General features: G+C 59.9%; 13 protein-coding genes. 10 read left to right on the top strand and 3 right to left on the bottom strand.

Annotation, left to right across the window (positions count from 1 at the left end; genetic code table 11):
• Window positions 1-2470: 2470 nt before the first annotated feature.
• Both P0D73_RS23025 and P0D73_RS23020 read right to left on the bottom strand, forming a co-directional pair.
• Entirely contained in the window at window positions 2471-3445 is a 975-nt protein-coding gene (locus P0D73_RS23025) for a ParB/RepB/Spo0J family partition protein (protein ID WP_408317773.1), read from the bottom strand.
• Window positions 3442-4659, bottom strand: coding sequence for a ParA family protein (locus P0D73_RS23020; RefSeq protein ID WP_132381211.1), 1218 nt, complete (start codon window positions 4657-4659; stop codon window positions 3442-3444). The genes P0D73_RS23025 and P0D73_RS23020 overlap by 4 nt, the downstream gene beginning before the upstream one ends.
• 1242 nt (window positions 4660-5901) lie before the next feature.
• On the opposite strand from P0D73_RS23020, the gene P0D73_RS23015 reads away from it, so the two are divergent.
• Both P0D73_RS23015 and P0D73_RS23010 read left to right on the top strand, forming a co-directional pair.
• Window positions 5902-7398 (top strand): replication initiation protein, encoded by a 1497-nt coding sequence (locus P0D73_RS23015; RefSeq protein WP_408179737.1) that lies wholly within the window; start codon window positions 5902-5904, stop codon window positions 7396-7398.
• 150 nt (window positions 7399-7548) lie between these two features.
• Complete coding sequence (locus P0D73_RS23010) at window positions 7549-7857, top strand: putative quinol monooxygenase (protein WP_132379765.1); 309 nt, start codon at window positions 7549-7551, stop codon at window positions 7855-7857.
• A gap of 657 nt (window positions 7858-8514) precedes the next feature.
• Here the strand turns inward: P0D73_RS23010 and P0D73_RS23005 are convergent.
• Window positions 8515-9231: an MBL fold metallo-hydrolase gene (locus P0D73_RS23005; RefSeq protein ID WP_408317771.1), complete on the bottom strand. Its 717-nt coding sequence runs from the start codon at window positions 9229-9231 to the stop codon at window positions 8515-8517.
• Between the two features lie 1042 nt (window positions 9232-10273).
• On the opposite strand from P0D73_RS23005, the gene P0D73_RS23000 reads away from it, so the two are divergent.
• The 8 genes from P0D73_RS23000 (at window position 10274) to P0D73_RS22965 (ending at window position 19340) form a co-directional block, all read left to right on the top strand.
• Window positions 10274-11266 (top strand): LacI family DNA-binding transcriptional regulator, encoded by a 993-nt coding sequence (locus P0D73_RS23000; protein WP_408288336.1) that lies wholly within the window; start codon window positions 10274-10276, stop codon window positions 11264-11266.
• Between the two features lie 475 nt (window positions 11267-11741).
• Window positions 11742-12683 (top strand): MurR/RpiR family transcriptional regulator, encoded by a 942-nt coding sequence (locus P0D73_RS22995; RefSeq protein ID WP_408317769.1) that lies wholly within the window; start codon window positions 11742-11744, stop codon window positions 12681-12683.
• Between the two features lie 389 nt (window positions 12684-13072).
• Complete coding sequence (locus tag P0D73_RS22990; protein WP_408317767.1) at window positions 13073-14536, top strand: N-acyl-D-amino-acid deacylase family protein; 1464 nt, start codon at window positions 13073-13075, stop codon at window positions 14534-14536.
• Window positions 14533-15471, top strand: a complete 939-nt coding sequence (locus P0D73_RS22985; protein WP_408317765.1) for a carbohydrate ABC transporter permease — start codon at window positions 14533-14535, stop codon at window positions 15469-15471. Before P0D73_RS22990 ends, P0D73_RS22985 begins: the two co-directional genes overlap by 4 nt.
• A complete protein-coding gene (locus P0D73_RS22980; RefSeq protein WP_408317763.1) occupies window positions 15468-16367 on the top strand; it encodes a carbohydrate ABC transporter permease in 900 nt (299 codons plus the stop codon). Before P0D73_RS22985 ends, P0D73_RS22980 begins: the two co-directional genes overlap by 4 nt.
• Before the next feature lie 48 nt (window positions 16368-16415).
• Window positions 16416-17762 carry an extracellular solute-binding protein gene (locus P0D73_RS22975; RefSeq protein WP_408317761.1) on the top strand — a complete coding sequence of 449 codons (1347 nt, stop codon included), beginning with the start codon at window positions 16416-16418 and terminating at the stop codon, window positions 17760-17762.
• Complete coding sequence (locus tag P0D73_RS22970; RefSeq protein ID WP_408317759.1) at window positions 17762-18553, top strand: alpha/beta fold hydrolase; 792 nt, start codon at window positions 17762-17764, stop codon at window positions 18551-18553. Before P0D73_RS22975 ends, P0D73_RS22970 begins: the two co-directional genes overlap by 1 nt.
• 16 nt (window positions 18554-18569) lie before the next feature.
• A complete protein-coding gene (locus tag P0D73_RS22965) occupies window positions 18570-19340 on the top strand; it encodes an SDR family NAD(P)-dependent oxidoreductase (protein WP_408317757.1) in 771 nt (256 codons plus the stop codon).
• Window positions 19341-19358 lie beyond the last annotated feature (18 nt).

The raw sequence follows: 19358 nt of genomic DNA, 5'->3' as shown, positions 1-19358 counted from the left end.
CACGCAAGCACTATGTCTGAGTAACCGCTACCTGTCCGAGAACCGTGTGGGCATGCAGAGGTTCAGTCGCCGGCCGACGTCGACCGACCGTTCTTTTTGGGTGAGGGGCACTACTAGAAGGACTGAGTTCCGAAGAGGAAGACTCGACTTCAGCATCGCTCGGGAAAGTGGGCTATCGGCCAGTGCATCAGCAGCAAGCAAAGACTCTAACCGTACTGCAGGCCTGCATCGAACTGCGCGGCCGAATGCTGACGCTGCGACGCCGGAACGGCAATTCGCGTCCGAGGAGCAGTGCACGAACCTCGGTCGTTCACTCCGGGCGCAAATCATTGATGACGCCGGTTGGGCGCATCGCTGAGTCGAGCGACGGCAGCCGGGCCCGGAATCGCGCGCCCGGCTTTTAACTCATCCCTAGTCTCTCCCGTACAACAACGTCGAAGCGATCCTGATACACCTGCTCTGTTCCGCGACGTCCCGAACACCCCCGAGGCCAGAAGGGGCTTGAATGCTTCGCCTTGCCAGCGTCTGGAGGTTGGCAGAGATGTCCGCGCCTCGATGGGCACTGTGCAAGCGCGGAGGGATTTCTCACGCAGTCGTATCCAGGGTGAGGCGGCACGAAGGCACTCGGAATAGCTGTGCGCTGCGCCCGTTTGCCGGGCATTCGTCGTCGATTTGCAGTGGTACAACGTGTTTGTACTGCGGGAATGTTCGCGTGGCGATTGGCGTACGCTACCTTTGCGGCAACCCATGTCGGGACATCGCGGACCCGGTGACAGAAACGAGGACTGGCGGCTGCCGTCGACAAAGCCTGCCGAAGAGACACTAGGAGTCGTTCACGCACGGCGGCGGCGCTCCTCCCCTGAATGCGCGAAGTTCATCCACTCGCGGCGTACCATGTCGCTGGAAGTCAATGGCCCCACGGTACCGGGCACACAGTACTGCCTCGCGTGCGCAACGGTCCTTCTGATGGGCTTGGCCAATATGCAGCTATCCGCGTGTTTGCCCCAGCCCGGGCGCGAGCAGCACGAAGAAGCAGATACCCTTGGAAGGTCGCGATTCTGTGAAACCGAAAGTGGCGGACAGAGTTCGTTCGAATCTGGTCGTCGAAGGGCCACGCGCTCGCGGCCGATCGCGAACATGATTTTTAGGATGCGAAGAAGCGAGAAGTCCCGCCTCTCTCGGGTGGTGATCCCAACCACGGAGACCCGCGAGCAAAGCATGTGCTCATTCTGTGGATTGGTAGTGGATCCTGCGCCACGGGTTAGACCGAGCCGTGACGCGGACACAGCTGCGCCTCGCGGAGAACGAAACTCTCGCGCTGGACGTGCGGGAACCGCGCCCTTCGCTGGCAGCGGCGCCGCACGCGCTGCAGTACACGTTCGTCAACCTCCTCGCGGCCGGCCACCTGCGCGTGGATGTGCTGCAGCGTGTGCTGAGTTATGCTTTTCTCCAGAGTGCAACGATCTACATATTGGTAGAGCGGGCCCGCAGCCTTTGGGGCAACGGGTTAGTTCTAACACGACCACGCTTGTGCGAGGTAGAGGGAGGCAACGCCACTGGACGCACTTTCCGCCCTCGCTATCAGCGGCGAGCAAATGAACAGTCGAGTCGCTGCGCTGTCGCCATATATTGCCCGCTATGGGTTGAAAGGTGTGGCTTGAACGCGTGTCAGGGATGCTGACGCCTCTACACGAAGAAAAGTCGGACAGATCGAAGCAAATCGACTATCGGCCGCGGGTGTCAGTAATACCGACACTCCGAACAGGGCGCGTTGAAGAGTCGCTGTCGCAACCTGTCAGTACACTCGTGGCTCCTCGTGTAGCGGTTGCGCAGATTCCAGTGCATATAAACCTCGGCCACGCGGTCATGCCAACCAAGCCGGTCCCTCACATTCGCAAGAGGAAATACCGTGACTTTAGGCAACGCCGACGGGACCGCGGTCCACACTACAGCAGACTCCACACTCGAAAAGCACATCAAGGAGCAGGTGAGGCATACGTTGAGACCCACGTGATGACCGCGATCCGGTTCATCTTCTGGCGTCGCTGCGGGTAAGGCTCTCTCCTCTATGGAATGCACAAGCTCGCTGCTGACTCGCGCTTGGAAGACGACCCCAGAGGGCTAAGGTTTTCTGCTTACAGTCCTTTTTGTTAAAAACTCAGAGTGTCAGTAATACCGACACTGCTCCCACAGGGCCGGGCCGGCCAAACGTCCACGACGGGACGGGTCGTCCACCGTATGCAATTCAGAATCGGTCGTGTCGGTTTCACTGACACATGTGCGCCCAATGTTGCGCCTTGCCCGAGCGGAACGCGAATCGCAGACACGGCCTGCCATCGACCTCCCACCACCTCGGCGATAGAACACATCGTCTTGCTTCAAGGCGTCCAGTGTCAGTATTACTGACGCCCGCGTCGGCACAAAAAAAAACCCGCTCGACGCGGGCTCCTTTGTCGCAAGAAATGCTAGGTCACCGCGGCTCGCCCTTGTACAGCTCACTGATAAGCTGCCGAATTCGCGCCTCTTGTGCCTCGGTCAAAGCCGCAGCCTTGATTTTCACCGTAAAGCTATTGACGTCCTTGGTAATGCTTCCCGCCTGGTCTTTTCCGGCGAAGAATTTCTCGATAAGCCTCTCCCGAGCCGTCGTCCCCGACGCACGACGGGTCACCATTGCGATAATCGCCGGTGCAAGTTTGCCTTGGGCCAGATCTCCCTTGACCACATCTGGCCAGAGTTCGCGTGCAGCCAATTCAGCTTCGCCGCCGTGCTTCTTAAGGGCCGAGACAATTTCCTCTGCAGCGTTACAGCCGAGTAGGGCGGGCTGCAAATCAAGGTCCTTCTTCATGAAGTCCGGCAGATTTTCGAACGCAAGAAATTGATATAGCCCGGTACGTGAGAGGCCCACTGCCTCCGCCAGCCTTTTGCGGCTAGGAAATTCGCTCTCAGACCGACGAAGCGAGATGGCCACTTCATAATCGGTGAGGTCGTCCCGGTCCATATTCTCGACCAGCGCCAACACAATCATGTCCTGGTCGGAGCACTCGATGACCACTGTCTTGATGTACTCCGCCCCGAGTATCTTGTGTGCTCGCCAGCGCCGCTCCCCTGCCACAATCTGGTAGGCCGATTCAACCCGACGAACCACGATGGGCTGCATGAGCCCGACTTCGCGAATCGACTCTGCCAGCTCGGACAGCTTGGCTTCATTGAATACGCGCCGCGGCTGCCAGGGATTAGGAATAATTTCTGTCACTGGCAACTGCGACGTCGTCCCAGACGACTCAAGCTCCTGTACCCTCAACTGCGCGGCCGCCAATGCTCCGGCCATCCCCGGTGCCGTCTCTGTCCGACTTGCGCGACGGCTGGCATCGGGGGTTCGTTCCGCTGTTGACCGAAGATTTGCGGTCTTGGCCAACATCTGATCACGGATATTGTTGGCGCTCATTGTGCTGGCCTCCATTGCTTGACGAACATGTCATCGACCCATCGGCAATAGTCAATTAACGGCTGCTTGACGCGCGCTAAGGATTTCGCCTGGCTATGCGAGCTGCTGATGTCAAAAACGGTCGTAAATGCGAGAGCACCTGAGCTCATTACGGAACTGGCAGGAACCTCAAACGGGTCCAGCCAGTGACGATACGCACCTTGTGCCCACGTGCGGACAACCGGTGCCGCGGAAGTGCTGTTGTAATTCACGCGGGTCAGCAACACAGAAACGAAATCGTACTTTTTGTTAGCTTCGTATTTGATGAACGACTTGGCGACGTCTGAGAAAAGTCGCCAGAAGGAAAGCGAGCTGAAGAAGTCGAGATTCTCCGGGACCATCGGCATTACCATGGCGTCCGCTGCCATCAATGCGTTCAGGTTGAGGTAGGACAGGGAAGGCGATGTATCCAGAATGATGTAATCATAGTGCTTGCGCAATGGCGCTAGTCCATCCCGGAGCACCTGCCAGAACTTGAATCCTGCAAGCTTCATCTGCATCGCGGGAAGGTGATACTCGGCCCCGACCAGTTCTGTATGCGCTGGAATGATATCCAACCCATCCCAGTACGTTGGCTGCACCCGGGAGAGCAGACCTCCTTCGACCTTTTGGTCATAAACAAATGGAAGCACTGTATCGTCCGGAGATACCTCTTTTTCGGCGTACAGCCCACATAGCTCGGAAAGCGAAGCCTGGGGGTCAAGGTCGACAACGAGAACCTTTCGCCCGCGCAGGCTCAACCCTTGGGCAAGGCACATCGACGTTGTGGTTTTAGCCGAGCCCCCCTTCAACTGCGACGTGATGAGTACTTTGCCTTCGAAATCGCTCGGTCCAGCTACCAGAGGCGTCTGGTAGATGTCCGACACCTGTTGTACCCAATTTCGGGCTTCACCTAGTGTAAATAGCCGACTTCGGCTTCGTCCTGTCCCGGTGGACTGCCCTTCCGGCAACACACCATCCCCCTTGGTTGCCAGGTATTGCACCTGCTGACGCGTCAGGCCGCATAGCTCTGCGACTTCTCCAGTCGTAAACACCGGCGCTTCCTTGCGCGGGCGCGGCGCGAGAATTTGGTCCCGTAGTTCAGTTGCATAATCGGTGACGACGTCCGCGAAATCTGAGATTTCCTCAAGCGTCACGGTTCGGTCTATCGGCATCGGTTGGCTGACATTGGCCATTTCGGAGTTTTCCCTGGAAATTGAAGCTAAACGGAGAATACAGGAAAAACGCAAAAACAGCGTTGTATTGTCGTCCAGTTTCTCAAATACCGTTCGTAAGCCACTGTTTTTTATGCCTTCAACGATATCGGTGGCAGCCAACGTGAACGAAATCGCCCGCACAAAATCTCTCACCTTTAAAGCAGGTGACGCCGCCGGGGGATGCAGTTATGGACAAAAGGTGAGAGTTTTTGTCCACTAATCCGTCAGACCGAGCCGAGGAAACGGGCTGAGAGGCTAGAGTTCAAGATGTCTGGTAGCGATGAGAGCACATACATGGGACGATTACATTACATTTTTATTTCGTTTGACAGAAGAAGCGGGCAAAGGTGAGAGATAGTGTGCATCCACACAAATGCCAGTATCGGACGCGCATCCGCATGCACAAAATCCCTCACCCCACGGTCATCAACATTCGCCGCTGAAGGTTGTACGTAGGACGATCGTCGCGGCGCAACTGAATGTGACCGACGGCGTGGACGAAAGACCTCGTGTGAATCGGCCAGCAGAAAATGCTGCACACAATCTCTCACCTTTGAAGCAGGCGCGAAGAACATCACCGAGACTGACGCTCCAAATGCATGTGGGGCGGCACTGCTTCTCTCATCCGAAAAGCGCCATCGTTCTCGCCATACAGACCTAAACGCGGCGGGAGACTTGTTGTCTCACTCACTCGAGCGCGCAGAGTTGACAGCCCTATTTAGGTCCCACCGCATATCGGACCTTTGCGCTCGGCTCTGATGTCTAGCGCGGGCCGTTTAGCTAGCCACGTTGCCGAGCAGTTTGTTGGTTGTTTTAAAGAAAAAAAACGAACTAACAAACGTACAGGGGAAATGCGATTCCTTTGTTATCAAACGGTTAGTGCCGGACAGGTGAGACGCAATGTGCCGAAGGTGAGAGAAAATGTGCACCTCAGGTGAGACATTTGGGTGCAGAAGGGGAGATTTATAGTATGCCGAGGTGAGAGACAAAAGCGCGTTTTACCGAAGGTGAGAGATTTTCCTGCGTCACCTGTGGATAACCGGCTGAAACCCTCTACCATCATGGGCTGCGGCACCGACGCTTTCACTAGTGGTGAGAGATGGTGTGCCGAAGGTGAGAGATGATGTGCATGCTGTTCGTCTCAGTGCCAAAGGTGAGACTTTCTTGTTGACATCTCACCTTTGTATGCCTAGAGTCTGCTGAAATTTCCAGGGAACAGGCATGTCCAGCAGCGTCGACCGGCGAGTCACTCCTCTTCAATTTGCACTGGACCTATTCGTCGAGATGGCGCCGGCGCAAAGGTCCATCGATGAGACTAGTCCGGATAAAGATATCGGGTATCAAAAGAACCGGGTCTTCGCGCGCATTATCGGATTAGGACTGTCCGCCAGACGCTTTGTGGATGCCGCTTACTTCATCGTCGCGCAGGACCCTGAAATTCAGGAAACCTATGACGTGACGCTCAGCTTTTTTAAATGGCTGATGCGCTATGACAGCAGGAATAAGAAACATTTTTCCAGCGTCATTCGCAGCGTCAAATCTTCGATGCTCGAAGTGATGAGTGCACCGGTAGTGTCCGTAGATTCGAAAGGACGCATGCTGGAGGAACCTCTCGAACCCGGCGAGGAGGGCAGTGCCGGTGATGACGATGCGGATGAGGACTTGGCCGTCCAGAATGAAGACGGAGACTGGCTTGAGTTGATCGGCCGGGTCAGCGTCAGAAATGGCCGGATTCGCTTCCGCGTGCCTATCGAACTGCAACGCCTCATCAAGGACCCTGAGAACTCGTACTGGACCAGCCTGCTAGTCACCTCGAGATTTACGCTCATATACGCTCGAGGCATTTACGACCATGTCTTGCCATCCGTACCCAGCGGGCTAACAGACTGGCTGTCACTCGACCTTGTTCGAAACTTGCCCGGCAAGTCATGGGCAAACAACGCCGAGTTCAAATACTTCAAGCGCGATTATCTCGAGCCAGCCGTCAACCAAATCAACGAACTGTCCGACATCGAGTTGTCGTATGAGACCCGTGCCGGAACTCCCGGCTCGCGAAAGAAAGACCAGATACGCTTCCGGCTCAAACGCAAAGAAGGGGCATTGGCATCCAAAGCGGCCATGCTGAACTCAGTCGTACTCTTCAAAATGCTTCAAGACGAATTCGGACTGTCTGAAAAACAGTTTGAAAAAATCGCTGAGAACAGGTTCGTCTGGACGGACGAGCGCATTCAACAAGCCATCGACTACACCCGCTGGACAATCAGGCAGGGTATCAAGGTGAAAAGAGCATCCGCCTACCTCATGAGGGCTCTTTCGGACAACTACCGGGTATCCGACGCCGACAGGCAGGTCGAGTTGATTCAGGCCCAGCTTGTTGAGGCCGCGACGGGGGAACAGGGGACGAGGTCTGACAGGCAAAAGGAAGTCGAGGCCAGCCTAGCGGCAGCCAACGCGGCAGCCGATAAACGTCGACAGGAGGAGATTCGTCTGGCGCGCGAATTCTTCGACACAGCGGACAAGAAGACACGGGAGGACCTCGTCCGCAAGTTTGTCGCGTCGAGCACGATGGGACTGCGCGCTATTGAGCGTCAAATGCTCAAACCGGCTAATGTCACTGAGGCCAACATTCTGAATCTGCCAGACGTTGCCAATACGTTCAGTTCGTACGTCGCCGGCGAAATTAGAAAAGCTGCGCGTGTACGCGCGCGGAACCCATAACGTTCTGTACGGTTATCAGCAATCCTGCGCTTCGCTGCGGAAGTTGCCCGACCAGAACCGCACAGTGAGGCCCTGTCAGCAAGCATGTCCAAATGCGGCTATCATTTTCGCGCGGCGATCGGCGCCGAAACAGGAAAGGAAGAAATCCGGATGATCCATGTCATTGCAACGATCACTACCCAGCCCGGTCAACGCGAAGCCGTGCTGGCGCTTTTCAACAAAAACCGTCCGGCGGTGCTGGCGGAAGAGGGGTGCATTAGCTACGAGGCCGTAGTCGACGTACCGGACTTCGGGACGATTCAGACATCGCTCGGCACTGACACCTTTGCTGTAATCGAACGCTGGGAAAGCGCGGAAGCGTTAAAGGCGCATGCGGCCTCCGCGCATATGGCCGAATACGGACGCAATACTCGCCCGTTGCTCGTGAGCCGCGTCATCAACGTGCTCCAGGCTTGCTAAAGGGCTGGGCTCGTGCAGCCCTGCTTTTGATGAGCAGGGAATGTCTCAAGCAGTCGGGCACCTAAACGATCAATGATGCGGTGAATGCGTTCGCAGCATATTGGCTGCGACGGTGCGATGGGAACAGCGTGCTCTTGGCTACACCTGCGCAACGGAAGCCGAATCAGTTGCGCGCGGATCTGGGAACGGAACGACGCTGGTACTTGTGGCCCGCCTACAGGGCGCGAACCCGTTCTTCACGAACAGCAGGAAGGTCGGGAAGATGCTCCTTCGAACAGACCGATCGCAAAACGTACGGCCGCCCGTTGCAACGCGTTATGGACCATGCTCTGCGATAGTTCGGCGATGCTCCACAGCACCCGCGTAACGGCAATGAGCGTCTTGCCGTATCTGTGGTCGGTGAGCCGGCCCAGATCGGCTGCGCGATGCCATAGCCGGGAAAAAGCTCGCCGGAGGCGAAATCGAATACCGCGGAGGTCGACGCCAGTTCGCTGCGATGGCCGGTATCGCGAAGCCCAAGTTGATGCGATCCATGAAGTTGATCATCGTCGCCCTGCGGCTAGAACCATCTATGCCTCATCGTCTGTTTCCGTGGCAATACCGACCGCTTACCGGACCTGCGGCGGGGGATACACCTTGCAATCGAAAACCTTTGGCTCATGCGCCGGTAGCGCTGTTGCTCCAAGCGCCGCGATGCGGCGGAAGCTTTCGTCGTAAGCGCGCAGGTCCGTGTGGTTGCCGTTCGGGATCGGCTCGCTGCCGTCCTCCGGCCAGTTCTCGTAGAGTGGAATCAGGTCGCCCGCGATGAGATACGGTCCTGCCTGCGTGTCGACCAACACACCCTGTGAGCCCCGTATGTCCCGGCAGGCGCAATACGCGGATGCCCGGCACCACGTCGGCGTCACCGAACGCCACGTCCATCCGGTCGAGAATGTCCACCCACGGTGGAGTGCGGCCGCGCTGGTTGGTTTCGTAGATCGGACGCTGGAACGGCACCGGCCAGACCGCCTCTTTCAACTCGGCTTCCTGGACATGAAAGCGTGCGTTCGTGAACAACCGCGCGCCGCCGACGTGGTCGTTATGCAGATGAGTGAGAATGACTAGTTCGACGGAAGCCGGGTCGACGCCTTCGCGCGCCAGACCGTATTGCAGCAGGTCGTCGATTCCGGCATCCGTCTCGGTGTAGCACTGCGGTGCGCGCGAGCGGGGACCCGGCCCGGCATCGACGACGATCGTTTGGCGAGCGCTGCGCAGCAACCACGCAATACAAGGCGCATGCAGGCGCGCGGAACCGCAGTTCTTGCGGTACAAAAAACACGAGCGCTCATGATTGACGATATCGCCGCAGCGGATCGGTACGATGGTGAATGCCATGTCTGAGGCTCGCTTCAACTGTTTTGTGATGCTGACGCAGCGTGCCCACTTGACGGGCTGGGCGCTGGCCGAATCTGGGTCGGTGATCAGATGAACGGTCGTGGGGCGAGTTCGGTCGTTTCCCTTCCCACCCATTCATGAGGAAGGTGATGCTGCGATCTTATCGGTACACATGACTCTTCCGCGCGCATTGCCGGGCGATAAGGTGCGTTGTCGCGGTCGCTGGTATGGCCGTTCGGAAGCCACAGTATAGGTGAAATGAGTAAGCGCTTTCTCATCAATTTATTGGGGTTTACCCGTAAAAAGCCCCGAGGTTTTGTGTGCTTTGATTAAATTTCGAAGGAAATCTCAAACGCTAGAGAAACGATTACTTAAATTGTGTATTTGGTGAATGCCACTTTGGGTGCCGCTGAGCCCGGTCTTCGCACGCCGACGTCAAACGCGTGGTGCCCGCGAGTTCGAATCACCCGATGGGATTGCAGCGATGCCACCGGGTAATCGCCAATGCGCTCGGCTGGATGGAAGCGGAACAGGCACGGCATATCGGTCGCATGCATGCGGATCAACTGGTTTCGTCCCGGCAGTACGCCGACGGCGCTGCGCCATCCTTTCGTTGCTCAGCCATCACTACGTGATGCAACTGACAAAGCGCTGCATCGATTACCCCGACTAGCACTTCGTGATCGCCCCCAGTGTGTCGAGCAATGCGCGCAACCGCAGGGGCAAAACGTACGGCAGCTGGGCTACGCGCCGGGAGAATAGCGCACGATGGTACGCCGTACAGATCGCGGCCACGGGGAGGGTGAAGGATCGGCATGAGGCGCTCTTTCCGGCAGCTTCGACTGACTCGTACAGTCGACGCGAACGCTGAACGGACCGAGCATACGAAGGCCCGCGCCCAGCGGTGGCCATTTCTCAAGGTGCCGCGTTATAGTATGCCGCACAGGGAAGGCGCGATGGTGCGCCTCGACATCGGGCAGGGTTCAAGTTGACCAACGAGGCAAAGAAAAGAGCGCCGCGTCGCAAATCGAATGCGATTTCCGTGATCGATGTTGCACGCGCGGCAGGGGTATCGACTGCGACCGTCTCGCGCGTGTTGAACGGCAACGCAAAGGTAGCGGCTGAACTGCAGAACCGCGTGCGCGACATCGCGCAGGAACTCGGCTATACACCGCACGCCGCGGCGCGTGCGCTGGCATCACAGCGCTCGAAAACGATTGGCGCGGTGATCCCATCGCTGGAAAACCAGAACTTCGCGATCGGCGTGTTCGCGCTGCAAAAGCGCATCGGGGAAGCCGGCTATACATTGCTGCTCGGATGCTCGTACTACGACCAGGAAGACGAACTGAAGCAGGTCCGTGCCCTGATCGCGGACGGTATCGCCGGGTTGATGCTCGTGGGCCGCAGCCACTCGCCTGCGCTCTACGAACTGATCAAGAAGGAACAGATTCCGCTCGTCAATGGCTGGACAGTCGATCACGACTACCCGTATGTCGGTTTCGACAACGTGGCGGTCGGCCGTCGCCTTGCCGAGTATCTGCTCGATCTCGGGCACACGCGCTTCGGCATGATTACGCAAATGACGCAGCACAGCGATCGTGCGGCTGATCGCATCATCGGCGTGCGCGCGGCGCTGCAATCGCGCGGGCTGCAGTTGCGCCACGAACATCTGATCGAGATGCCGCACAAGATCATTGAAGGGCAGATGGCGATGAAGGCGCTGATGAACGGCCCTGAGCGACCGACGGCCGTCATTTGCGGCACCGATCTGCTTGCAATCGGCGCGCTGGCCGAGGCGCGCGAGTCGGGTATCGACGTACCGGGCGACCTGTCGATCGCGGGCATCAACGACATCGAATTTTCCAGCTTCACGTCACCGCCGCTAACGACCATGCGGCTCGCCGCTGACGAAATCGGCGCGCGCAGCGCCGAGTATCTGCTCGCACGGATCGAAGGACGGCCGGTGAGTTCGCAGTATATCGTTCCGACCGATCTGATCGTGCGCGGCACGACGGCGCGTCCTCGCAACACCTAGGTCGCCGACGCGCGGTGTGGCGCGTCATGGAAAGACGCAAAGTCGGGCGAGCACGGACTGCGGCGCGTGGCGCGACGACGGGCCGGCGATTCGTGTGTCCGGACCGACTGCTCGGATTCTCAGTGACTCCGACAACAAGTGCATGGCTGACGCCTACTCTGCACCATGCGCGGACTCAGCACGCAACAAGTGCGGCCGCATTCGCTTCGGCGGCAGTCCGCGCCTCAGATGTGCCGGACAGCAACGGCAAGAATGCCCATTTAGCGACCTCCGCATGGCAAGTTCCATGCACGACAGGTGTGTAATCCAGTTTCTCCCGACGTCGCAACTCGCGATTGCCGCCACGTATGGAGCTGACGCGGAACAATTCCTGCGCGTGCATGTGAAATTTGTTTACACTGGCTAGTGCAAAAACGTTATCAGGAAAACTGCGTGCGGGGAGTCAGGCGTGCGCACAAAATCAGCGAACTGAAGCATGAATAACCTGCAAGTAGTACCGCACTCGACGACCGACACTCTGGCAAGAGTCCGGGCGATTTCAGACTCCCTGCCTGACGCGCAGCAACAGGTGGGAAAAGCGATACTTGCCGAGCCGGAGTGGTCGGTGCGAGCCAATGTCGCGGAGATTGCGCACCGCGCCGGAGTCAGCGCACCGACCGTCGTTCGATTCTGCCGCGCTGTGGGCTTCGAAGGTTTGAGCGACTTCAAGCTGCAGCTTGCGCAGAGCCTGGCGGTAGGCACGCCGTACCTTCATCGAGCGGTCAACGCCAAAGATGATGTACCGAGCCTCGTCCACAAAATCCTGTACGGAGCCGCCGCAGTGCTGACCGGTCTCGAGAGCCAGCTCGATGCCGACACGATCAGTCACGCCATTGAGAAGCTTGCCGCGGCCAGCCGGATCGACTGCTATAGCGTGGGCAGTGTGTCGACTTTTCTTGCCAACGACGCCCAGTCGCGCTTCGCGCGCCTGGGTCTCACATCGAACGCTTATTTCGATCCGCATATGCAGGTCATCTCGGCAGCAGCGCTGTCACCCCGGGATGTCGTGCTCGCGATTTCACACGTTGGACGCATGCCGACCTTGCTGGAAGCGGTAGCGCTCGCGCGCGAACAAGGCGCGACAGTGATCGGCATTACCCGGCCCGACACACCGCTCGCAAAGCAGTGCACTATTCCGATCGGAATGATCGTGCCCGAGGACGCCGCTGCGCGTGTGGGCACGGAGGCGTACCTCGCGGGCCAGATACTCATCGAGGTTCTGATGGTCGGCGTTGGCTTGCGGCTCGGACCATCGGCGCTCGAGCGGCTCAAGCGAGTCCGGTCCGTGCTGCGCGAGAGGGGCGTCGATAGCGACGTCCACCCGGCGTTGCAGCGTGCCTGGTCGGAAGCCGAGCGCGACGCACTTGGCGATAAATAGATACGTCTACCCTGGCGGCATAGCGCCGCGCGGTTGGCCTCCGTGATCGGCCAGCGCCCCCAAAGTTTACTTTTTTTCTTTTTGACATCAAAGGACCAAAGCATTACGCTTGGTTCTGAAATTTAGTTACATCGAGCGGTATCGCCACGTAAGGAGGAGGATGGCTGATCAATACAGGAATGCACTATTTCAATAGGACTACAAATTGATTTAGTACCGTAAACAGCGATGCTGCAATGCGTTTTGTGTTTGGTTCTTTGAAACGCCGGGCGTCCGGCGGAGCGGATGGTGTTCTTTTTTGGCGGCGTATAGCGACGATACCGGGCCTTTAAAATGAAATTTACTTACATCTCATCCACAGCGACATTTGCCTTGGCGAAACGGGACCTATGAACGGAACACAGGAAGCGCAGGGCTCCGCGCATTGGTTGTTTCAGGGCGGTGTCGTGATCGATGGCAGCGGAGCGTCCCGTTTTCGCGCTGACGTGCGCGTCGAAAACGGCCGCATCAGTGAAATCGGCGCGGACCTCGGGCTGCGCGGGGCGACGCGCATCGACGCGTCGGGGCGCGTTGTGGCGCCGGGATTTATCGACGTGCATACCCACGACGACGAATGCGTGCTGTCGGCGCCGCAGATGCTCTCCAAGATCAGCCAGGGTGTGACCACCGTTGTGGTGGGCAATTGCGGGATCAGTCTCGCGCCGCTCGTGCACTCGAATGTGCCGCCGCCGCTGACCTTGCTGGGCGGCTCGGACAAGCATGTCTTTCCGACGATGCAGGCCTACGCGCAAGCCGTCGATGCTGCGCGTCCAGCGGTCAATGTCGCGGCCCTCGTCGGCCACTCGACATTGCGCGTCGCGACAATGGACGACCCTTACCGCGCCGCGACGCGTGCGGAGCAGGCGAAGATGGCGGACCTGATGCGCGAAGCGATGGCCGCGGGCGCGACGGGGCTCAGCACGGGCCTTTTCTACGACACCAACGCGGCGGCAGACGTTGCCGAGGTCACCATGCTGGCGCGTATCGCCGCCGAAGCGGGTGGCGTTTATACCGCGCACATCCGCAACGAAGCCGAGGACGTGATCGCGTCACTGGACGAAGCGTTCACGGCAGCACGAGATGCCGCTCTGCCCGTGGTGATCTCACATCACAAGTGCGCGGGGCCCGCCAACTGGGGACGGTCCGTCGAAACACTCGCCCACATCAACGCCGCGCGACGCGCGCAGCCGATCGGCCTCGACGCGTACCCCTACGTCGCCGGCTCGACCATTCTGCGCCCGGACCTGGTGGACGGCATCATCGAAATCATGGTGACGTGGTCCGAGCCTTACCCTGAAATGAGCGGGCGCTCGCTGGCCGATATCGCGCAGGAGTGGCAATGCAGCCAGCGAGAAGCTTGCGAGCGCCTACAGCCGGGCGGCGCGAGTTACTTCCAGATGCGTGAGGACGACGTGCGCCGCGTCCTGCAATACGAGGCGACGATGATCGGCTCAGACGGCCTGCCGCACGATCGTCATCCTCACCCCCGCCTGTGGGGGACCTTTCCGCGCGTGTTAGGCCATTACGCCCGTGAGCTGGGTTTGTTCACGCTGGAGGAAGCCGTGCGTCGCATGACCAGCCTGTCCGCACTCCGTTTCAATCTGCTGGATCGCGGCGAGATCGCGGTTGGCAAGCACGCGGATCTGGTCGTGTTCGATCCGGATTTCGTAATCGACCGCGCCACCTACGCGCAGCCGACTACGCCGGCCGCCGGCATCGACAGCGTCATGGTGAGCGGCTCGATGACTTACCACGCACAAGGTCCTACCGGCATTCGGGCCGGCAGGTTCCTGCGTCTGGGGACCCGCTCATGAGACCGTCACTGTCGTTGTCGTCCGGCAATCAGCGCCTTCGCAGCAAACGTATCGGCTACGATCGCCGCGCGTTCGCCTGGCTGCTCAACACACCGGCGCTCCTCGCGATCGTCCTGCTTTCCGCGTTCCCGATAGCCTACTCGGCGTGGATCAGCCTGCACCGGTACAACCTCCAGCGTCCGCGGGCTTTCAAGTTCGTCGGCCTGTCGAACTACAGCGACATACTGGAGTCGTCCGAGTTCTGGACCGCCCTGCGGATCACCGCCGTGTACACGGTGCTGGTGGTCCTGCTGGTGGTGGTGTTCGGCATCCTGATCGCGCTGCTGCTCAACCGCGAGTTTCCCGGCCGCGCGCTGGTGCGCACGCTGGTCCTGCTACCGTGGGCCATTCCGCCCGTGGTGAATGGCCTGATGTGGCAATGGATCTATGACGCCAAGGTGGGCGCACTCAACGGGCTGCTGGTCAGCCTTGGCTGGATCGACCAGTATCGCGGCTGGCTGTCGACTCCCACTTCGGCCTTGCTCGCGCTGGTGTTCTCGGAAGTCTGGAGCCTCCTGCCGCTCGCGGTGATCCTGTTGCTCTCCGCGCTGCAGCGCATTCCCGCGGAGCTTTACGAGGCGGCAGGCATGGACGGCGCCAGCAGGTTCCAGCTGTTCCGGTACATCACCTTGCCCTGGCTTTCGCAGTCGCTGCTCGTCGTATTGATCCTGCAGACGATGTCCGCGCTCCGGGCGTTCGACATCATTTATGTGCTGACAGCGGGCGGTCCCGGCACGGCTACCACCACGCTCACCTGGCAGACCTACCTCACCACGTTCGACAACCTCGATTTCGGCCACGGGAACGCCTACGCCTGGCTTGTTAGCCTGATTACGCTGGGGCTTGCCCTAGCCTATTTCCGAGTGCTGTACGGACGTGGGGACTTTGAAGCATGAGCGCTCTTCTCAACTCGTTGGTCACACCCGCCGGCCGCCAATCGCGGCGCAAGGTATTCCTGATCGTGGCGGGGATTGCCGTCGCGGTCTACATCCTCGCGCCGTTCTGCTGGCTGCTGCTGACCAGCTTCATGCATGAACGGGACGCGCTGACAGTGCCGACGCAGTGGATTCCCCGCCATCCGACGCTCGAGCACTACAAGATGTTCTTTCATCCATCGGGGACGAGCGCGATCGTCGGCGGCCGGGCTGCCGAGGAAATGCTTCCGGGCATGCTGAACTCGCTGATCGCCGCGCTCGGTACGGCCGCGGTCAACCTGGTGCTCGGCACGCTCGCAGGCTACAGCCTCGCTCGTCTGCGTTTTTGCGGTCAGGGTGCGCTGCTCGGTGTTTATCTCGGTTCGCGCATGGTCCCCGGTATCGCGCTGATCGTGCCGCTTTATCTGACACTCAAGAATCTCGGCATGCTGGACCATCTGTCCGCGCTGGTCATCACCTACGTGACCTTCACGCTGCCGTTCACGATCTGGCTGCTGAAGAACTACTTTCAGACGATCCCGCGCTCGCTCGAGGAAGCCGCGCTGATGGACGGGTGCAGCTGGTTTCAGATGCTCGTCAAGGTGCTGCTGCCCGTCGCCATGCCCGGACTCGTCTCTTCGGCCATGTTTGCCTTCATGACCGCGTGGAACGACTACCTGTTCGCCGTGATCCTGACGAGCACGACGGCGTCGAAGACCTTGCCGGTAGTCGTCGCGGGCTTCGCCACCGACGTGACGACCCAGCGCACGCTGATGGCGACGGGCGGCGTACTGGCCATCATCCCGCCTCTGGCGCTGGCATTCGTGTTCCAGCGGCTGATCGTCCAGGGACTGACAAGCGGTGCGGTGAAGGACTGACTATGGCAACCCATTCAATGCAATCTCATGGCCTCAAGGAGGACCACCATGTCGTCCAGTGAAGATTCCTATCATGCGTTGTCCCGCCGCCGGTTTCTGACGATGTCCGCGCTCGCTGGCACGGGCGCGGCGCTCGGCGGCCTCGGGCTGATGTCGCCGGCGCGCGCCGCCGATGTCTCGGTGCGATTTGCGGGCTGGGCTTTCGAGCCGCAGGTGGTCGAACAGCGCCTGCGGCAGTTCATGGCCGAGAATCCGGACATCAAGGTGAACTACTCGCCGCTCGACATGCAGTTGTATAGCGAGAAGATGATCGCCCTGTTCAATGCCGGCTCCCAACCGGACACTTTCTACGTACGCGACACGGACCTGGGCGCATGGGTCGACGCGGGCTGGCTGCAGCCGATCGACGGCTTGCCGAAGCTCGACGAATTGAATCGCGACATCTTTCCTTTCGACCGTCAGGCGCTCTTTTACAAGGGCAAGCAATACGGTACGCCCTACTACGGCGACATCTACGTCTACATCTACGACCGCGCCGCGCTCGACAAGGCGGGCGTCAAAGCGGCACCCGTCACGCTCGATCAACTCAAGAGCGCGGCCCTGGAGGTCAAGAAAGCAGGCCTCGCCCAGTACCCGATCCTGAAGGGCTATAAAACGAACGTGGACGGGCTGAGCGAATTCTGGTCCATGGTGCTCGCCTCCGGCGGCCATCTGTTCAATCCCGCGATGGACCCTGTGTTTCCCAATGAAGACAAGACCGCGCTGACGGTGCTGCAATGGATGGTCGATGCAATGCATAGCTGGCAGATCCTCGACCCGCGTGGCCTCGAACTCGACGACACCCAGGTACGCGACGCCTTCCTGAGTGGCCAAGGCATTTTCACGTCCAATGTCGGAAACGTCTTTCCTCGCTCCAACAATCCGCAGTACAGCAAGCGTGCCGGCAGCATTCGCATGACGCGCTTTCCAGCCGTGAAGGATGTCGGCAAAGGACCGATGGGATGGGCGCGCCTGTATGGCATGAGCGCGCAGACCAAAGCGCGCGACGCGGCCTGGCGTCTGATGTATTTCCTCGGCGGCAAGGATGCCAGGGGTCAGTTCTCATCCGCCCAGACGTGGTATCTCAAGTACGGCGTCGGGTATCCGTTCAAGCCGCTCGACAGCGATCCGCAGATTGCGGCCTCGCAGAAACAGCTGGGCTACGAGCCAGCGATCATCCAGCAGCAAATGTCGAATGCCCGCACGCGCGAGAACATCGCCACGACCTGGTACACCGAATGGGACCGCTTTACGCAGCAGCAGATTCAGGCTGTGTTGATGCGGCAGATCACGCCGATCGCGGCATTGACCGCGTCGGCGCAAAAAGCGCAACAACTGAAGAAGGAGGCGAGTTAATGACCAATTTCACGCTTGAGCGGGAGGGCGCCGGCCCCACTGCGGTGTTCCTGCACGGGTTCTGTCAGTCGTCGGCCTACTGGGAGCCGACTGCCGACCGGCTCGCCGCCGCCGGCATTGCCTGTCTCGCGCCCGATCTGCCGGGCTTCGGCGCGTCGGCGGGGGAACGCGGTCCGTACTCGATGGCCGCGCTGGCGGACTCGGTCGCGCGCCTGCTCGATGAACGCGGCCTATCGCGCATCACGTTGATCGGCGGATCCATGGGTGGCGTCGTCGCGCAGCAGTTCGTCTTGCGCTACCCGGAACGCGTCGCACGTCTGCTGCTCGTCGCGACCGGCGCGATGGCCGCAGACCCCGCCGCGGCGCTGGCGAAGGCCGACGCCATGGCGTCAGCACCCTGGGACGAAGCCGCGATCGAGCCGATCGTGAACGGGTTCTTTCTGCGCCCTCCATCGGCTCCTGACTTGGCAAGGTTCCGCAGCATCGCGCTGAGTGCGGCCCAAGCCGCCGCCGTCGATGCGGCACGTTCCAACGCATTGAATAACACGCTCGACCAACTCGCCTCCATCCGGGTTCCGACGATGATCATCCAGGGGCGGCACGACCGCGCGCGCACGCCCGAGCATGGAGCAGAAATGCGCGCAAGGATTGCGGGCGCCGCGTTGGCCGTCATCGAGGACGCAGGCCACACGCCGCAACTCGAGCAGCCGCACGCATTTCATGACGTTGCGCTGCCTTTCCTGCGCGCCGCGTGTATCGATCAACCGGTTGCCGGCCGGACCTTAGCCTGAACCACGGAGAACGTAGATGATTCCGAATGAAATCGCGGACAAGGTCTGCCTGGTGACCGGTGCGAGCCGCGGGATTGGCGCGGCGGTGGCACGCGGCCTCGGCGCCCGTGGTGCGAAAGTGATGGTTCATTACCGCAGCGGACGTGCGCAAGCCGAGGCCGTGGCCGCCGACATCGAGCAGCATGGCGGCACCGCCCGCCTCGTAGAGGGCGACATCGCGCTACAAGGCACCGCCGAGCGGCTAATTCGGGAAACGGTTGAGACCTTCGGGCGGCTGGACGTGCTGATCAACAATGCCGGCGACCAGATCTCGCGCGTCGGCATTGCAGAGTTTCCCGACGAACTCTTCGAGCGCCATATGGCGATCAACGTGCGGCCTGTGTTCGCCGCATGCCGCGCGGCAGTGCGCCAGTTTCGAAGTCAGGAGAGCGGCGGCAACATCATCAACGTCAGTTCGGTCGCGGCACGCACCGGTGGCGGCGCGGGCTCCGCGGTCTATGCCGGCGCGAAGGCCTTCATGTCGACATTTTCGCGTTCGATCGCGAAGGAACTCGCGCCGGAAGGCATCAGGGTGAATGTCGTCTCGCCCGGGGTGATCACGACCGACATGCAGGACCGCGTCACCTCGCCCGAACAGCTGAAGGCCACCGCGACGCAGATCCCGATGGCGCGCATCGGCGACCCGGAGGACTGCGTCGGAACCTTCCTTTACCTGTGCTCGGATCAATTGAGCGGCTACGTGACCGGTCAGGTCGTCGAGGTCAATGGCGGTCTGCTGATGCCTTGAAGCAAGCGTCCCGCCATT

The sequence above is a fragment of the Paraburkholderia sp. RL18-101-BIB-B genome, from assembly GCF_046026985.1.
Lineage (GTDB): Bacteria > Pseudomonadota > Gammaproteobacteria > Burkholderiales > Burkholderiaceae > Paraburkholderia.
This window is presented reverse-complemented; position numbering and strand designations above follow the sequence as displayed.

Excerpts from the sequence above, each read along its gene's own strand:
- P0D73_RS23025 (WP_408317773.1), bottom strand. The coding sequence starts at position 3,445 with ATGAGCGCCAACAATATCCGTGATCAGATGTTGGCCAAGACCGCAAAT.
- P0D73_RS23020 (WP_132381211.1), bottom strand. The coding sequence starts at position 4,659 with ATGGCCAATGTCAGCCAACCGATGCCGATAGACCGAACCGTGACGCTT.
- P0D73_RS23015 (WP_408179737.1), top strand. The coding sequence starts at position 5,902 with ATGTCCAGCAGCGTCGACCGGCGAGTCACTCCTCTTCAATTTGCACTG.
- P0D73_RS23010 (WP_132379765.1), top strand. The coding sequence starts at position 7,549 with ATGATCCATGTCATTGCAACGATCACTACCCAGCCCGGTCAACGCGAA.
- P0D73_RS23005 (WP_408317771.1), bottom strand. The coding sequence starts at position 9,231 with ATGGCATTCACCATCGTACCGATCCGCTGCGGCGATATCGTCAATCAT.
- P0D73_RS22995 (WP_408317769.1), top strand. The coding sequence starts at position 11,742 with ATGAATAACCTGCAAGTAGTACCGCACTCGACGACCGACACTCTGGCA.
- P0D73_RS22990 (WP_408317767.1), top strand. The coding sequence starts at position 13,073 with ATGAACGGAACACAGGAAGCGCAGGGCTCCGCGCATTGGTTGTTTCAG.
- P0D73_RS22985 (WP_408317765.1), top strand. The coding sequence starts at position 14,533 with ATGAGACCGTCACTGTCGTTGTCGTCCGGCAATCAGCGCCTTCGCAGC.
- P0D73_RS22980 (WP_408317763.1), top strand. The coding sequence starts at position 15,468 with ATGAGCGCTCTTCTCAACTCGTTGGTCACACCCGCCGGCCGCCAATCG.
- P0D73_RS22975 (WP_408317761.1), top strand. The coding sequence starts at position 16,416 with ATGTCGTCCAGTGAAGATTCCTATCATGCGTTGTCCCGCCGCCGGTTT.
- P0D73_RS22970 (WP_408317759.1), top strand. The coding sequence starts at position 17,762 with ATGACCAATTTCACGCTTGAGCGGGAGGGCGCCGGCCCCACTGCGGTG.
- P0D73_RS22965 (WP_408317757.1), top strand. The coding sequence starts at position 18,570 with ATGATTCCGAATGAAATCGCGGACAAGGTCTGCCTGGTGACCGGTGCG.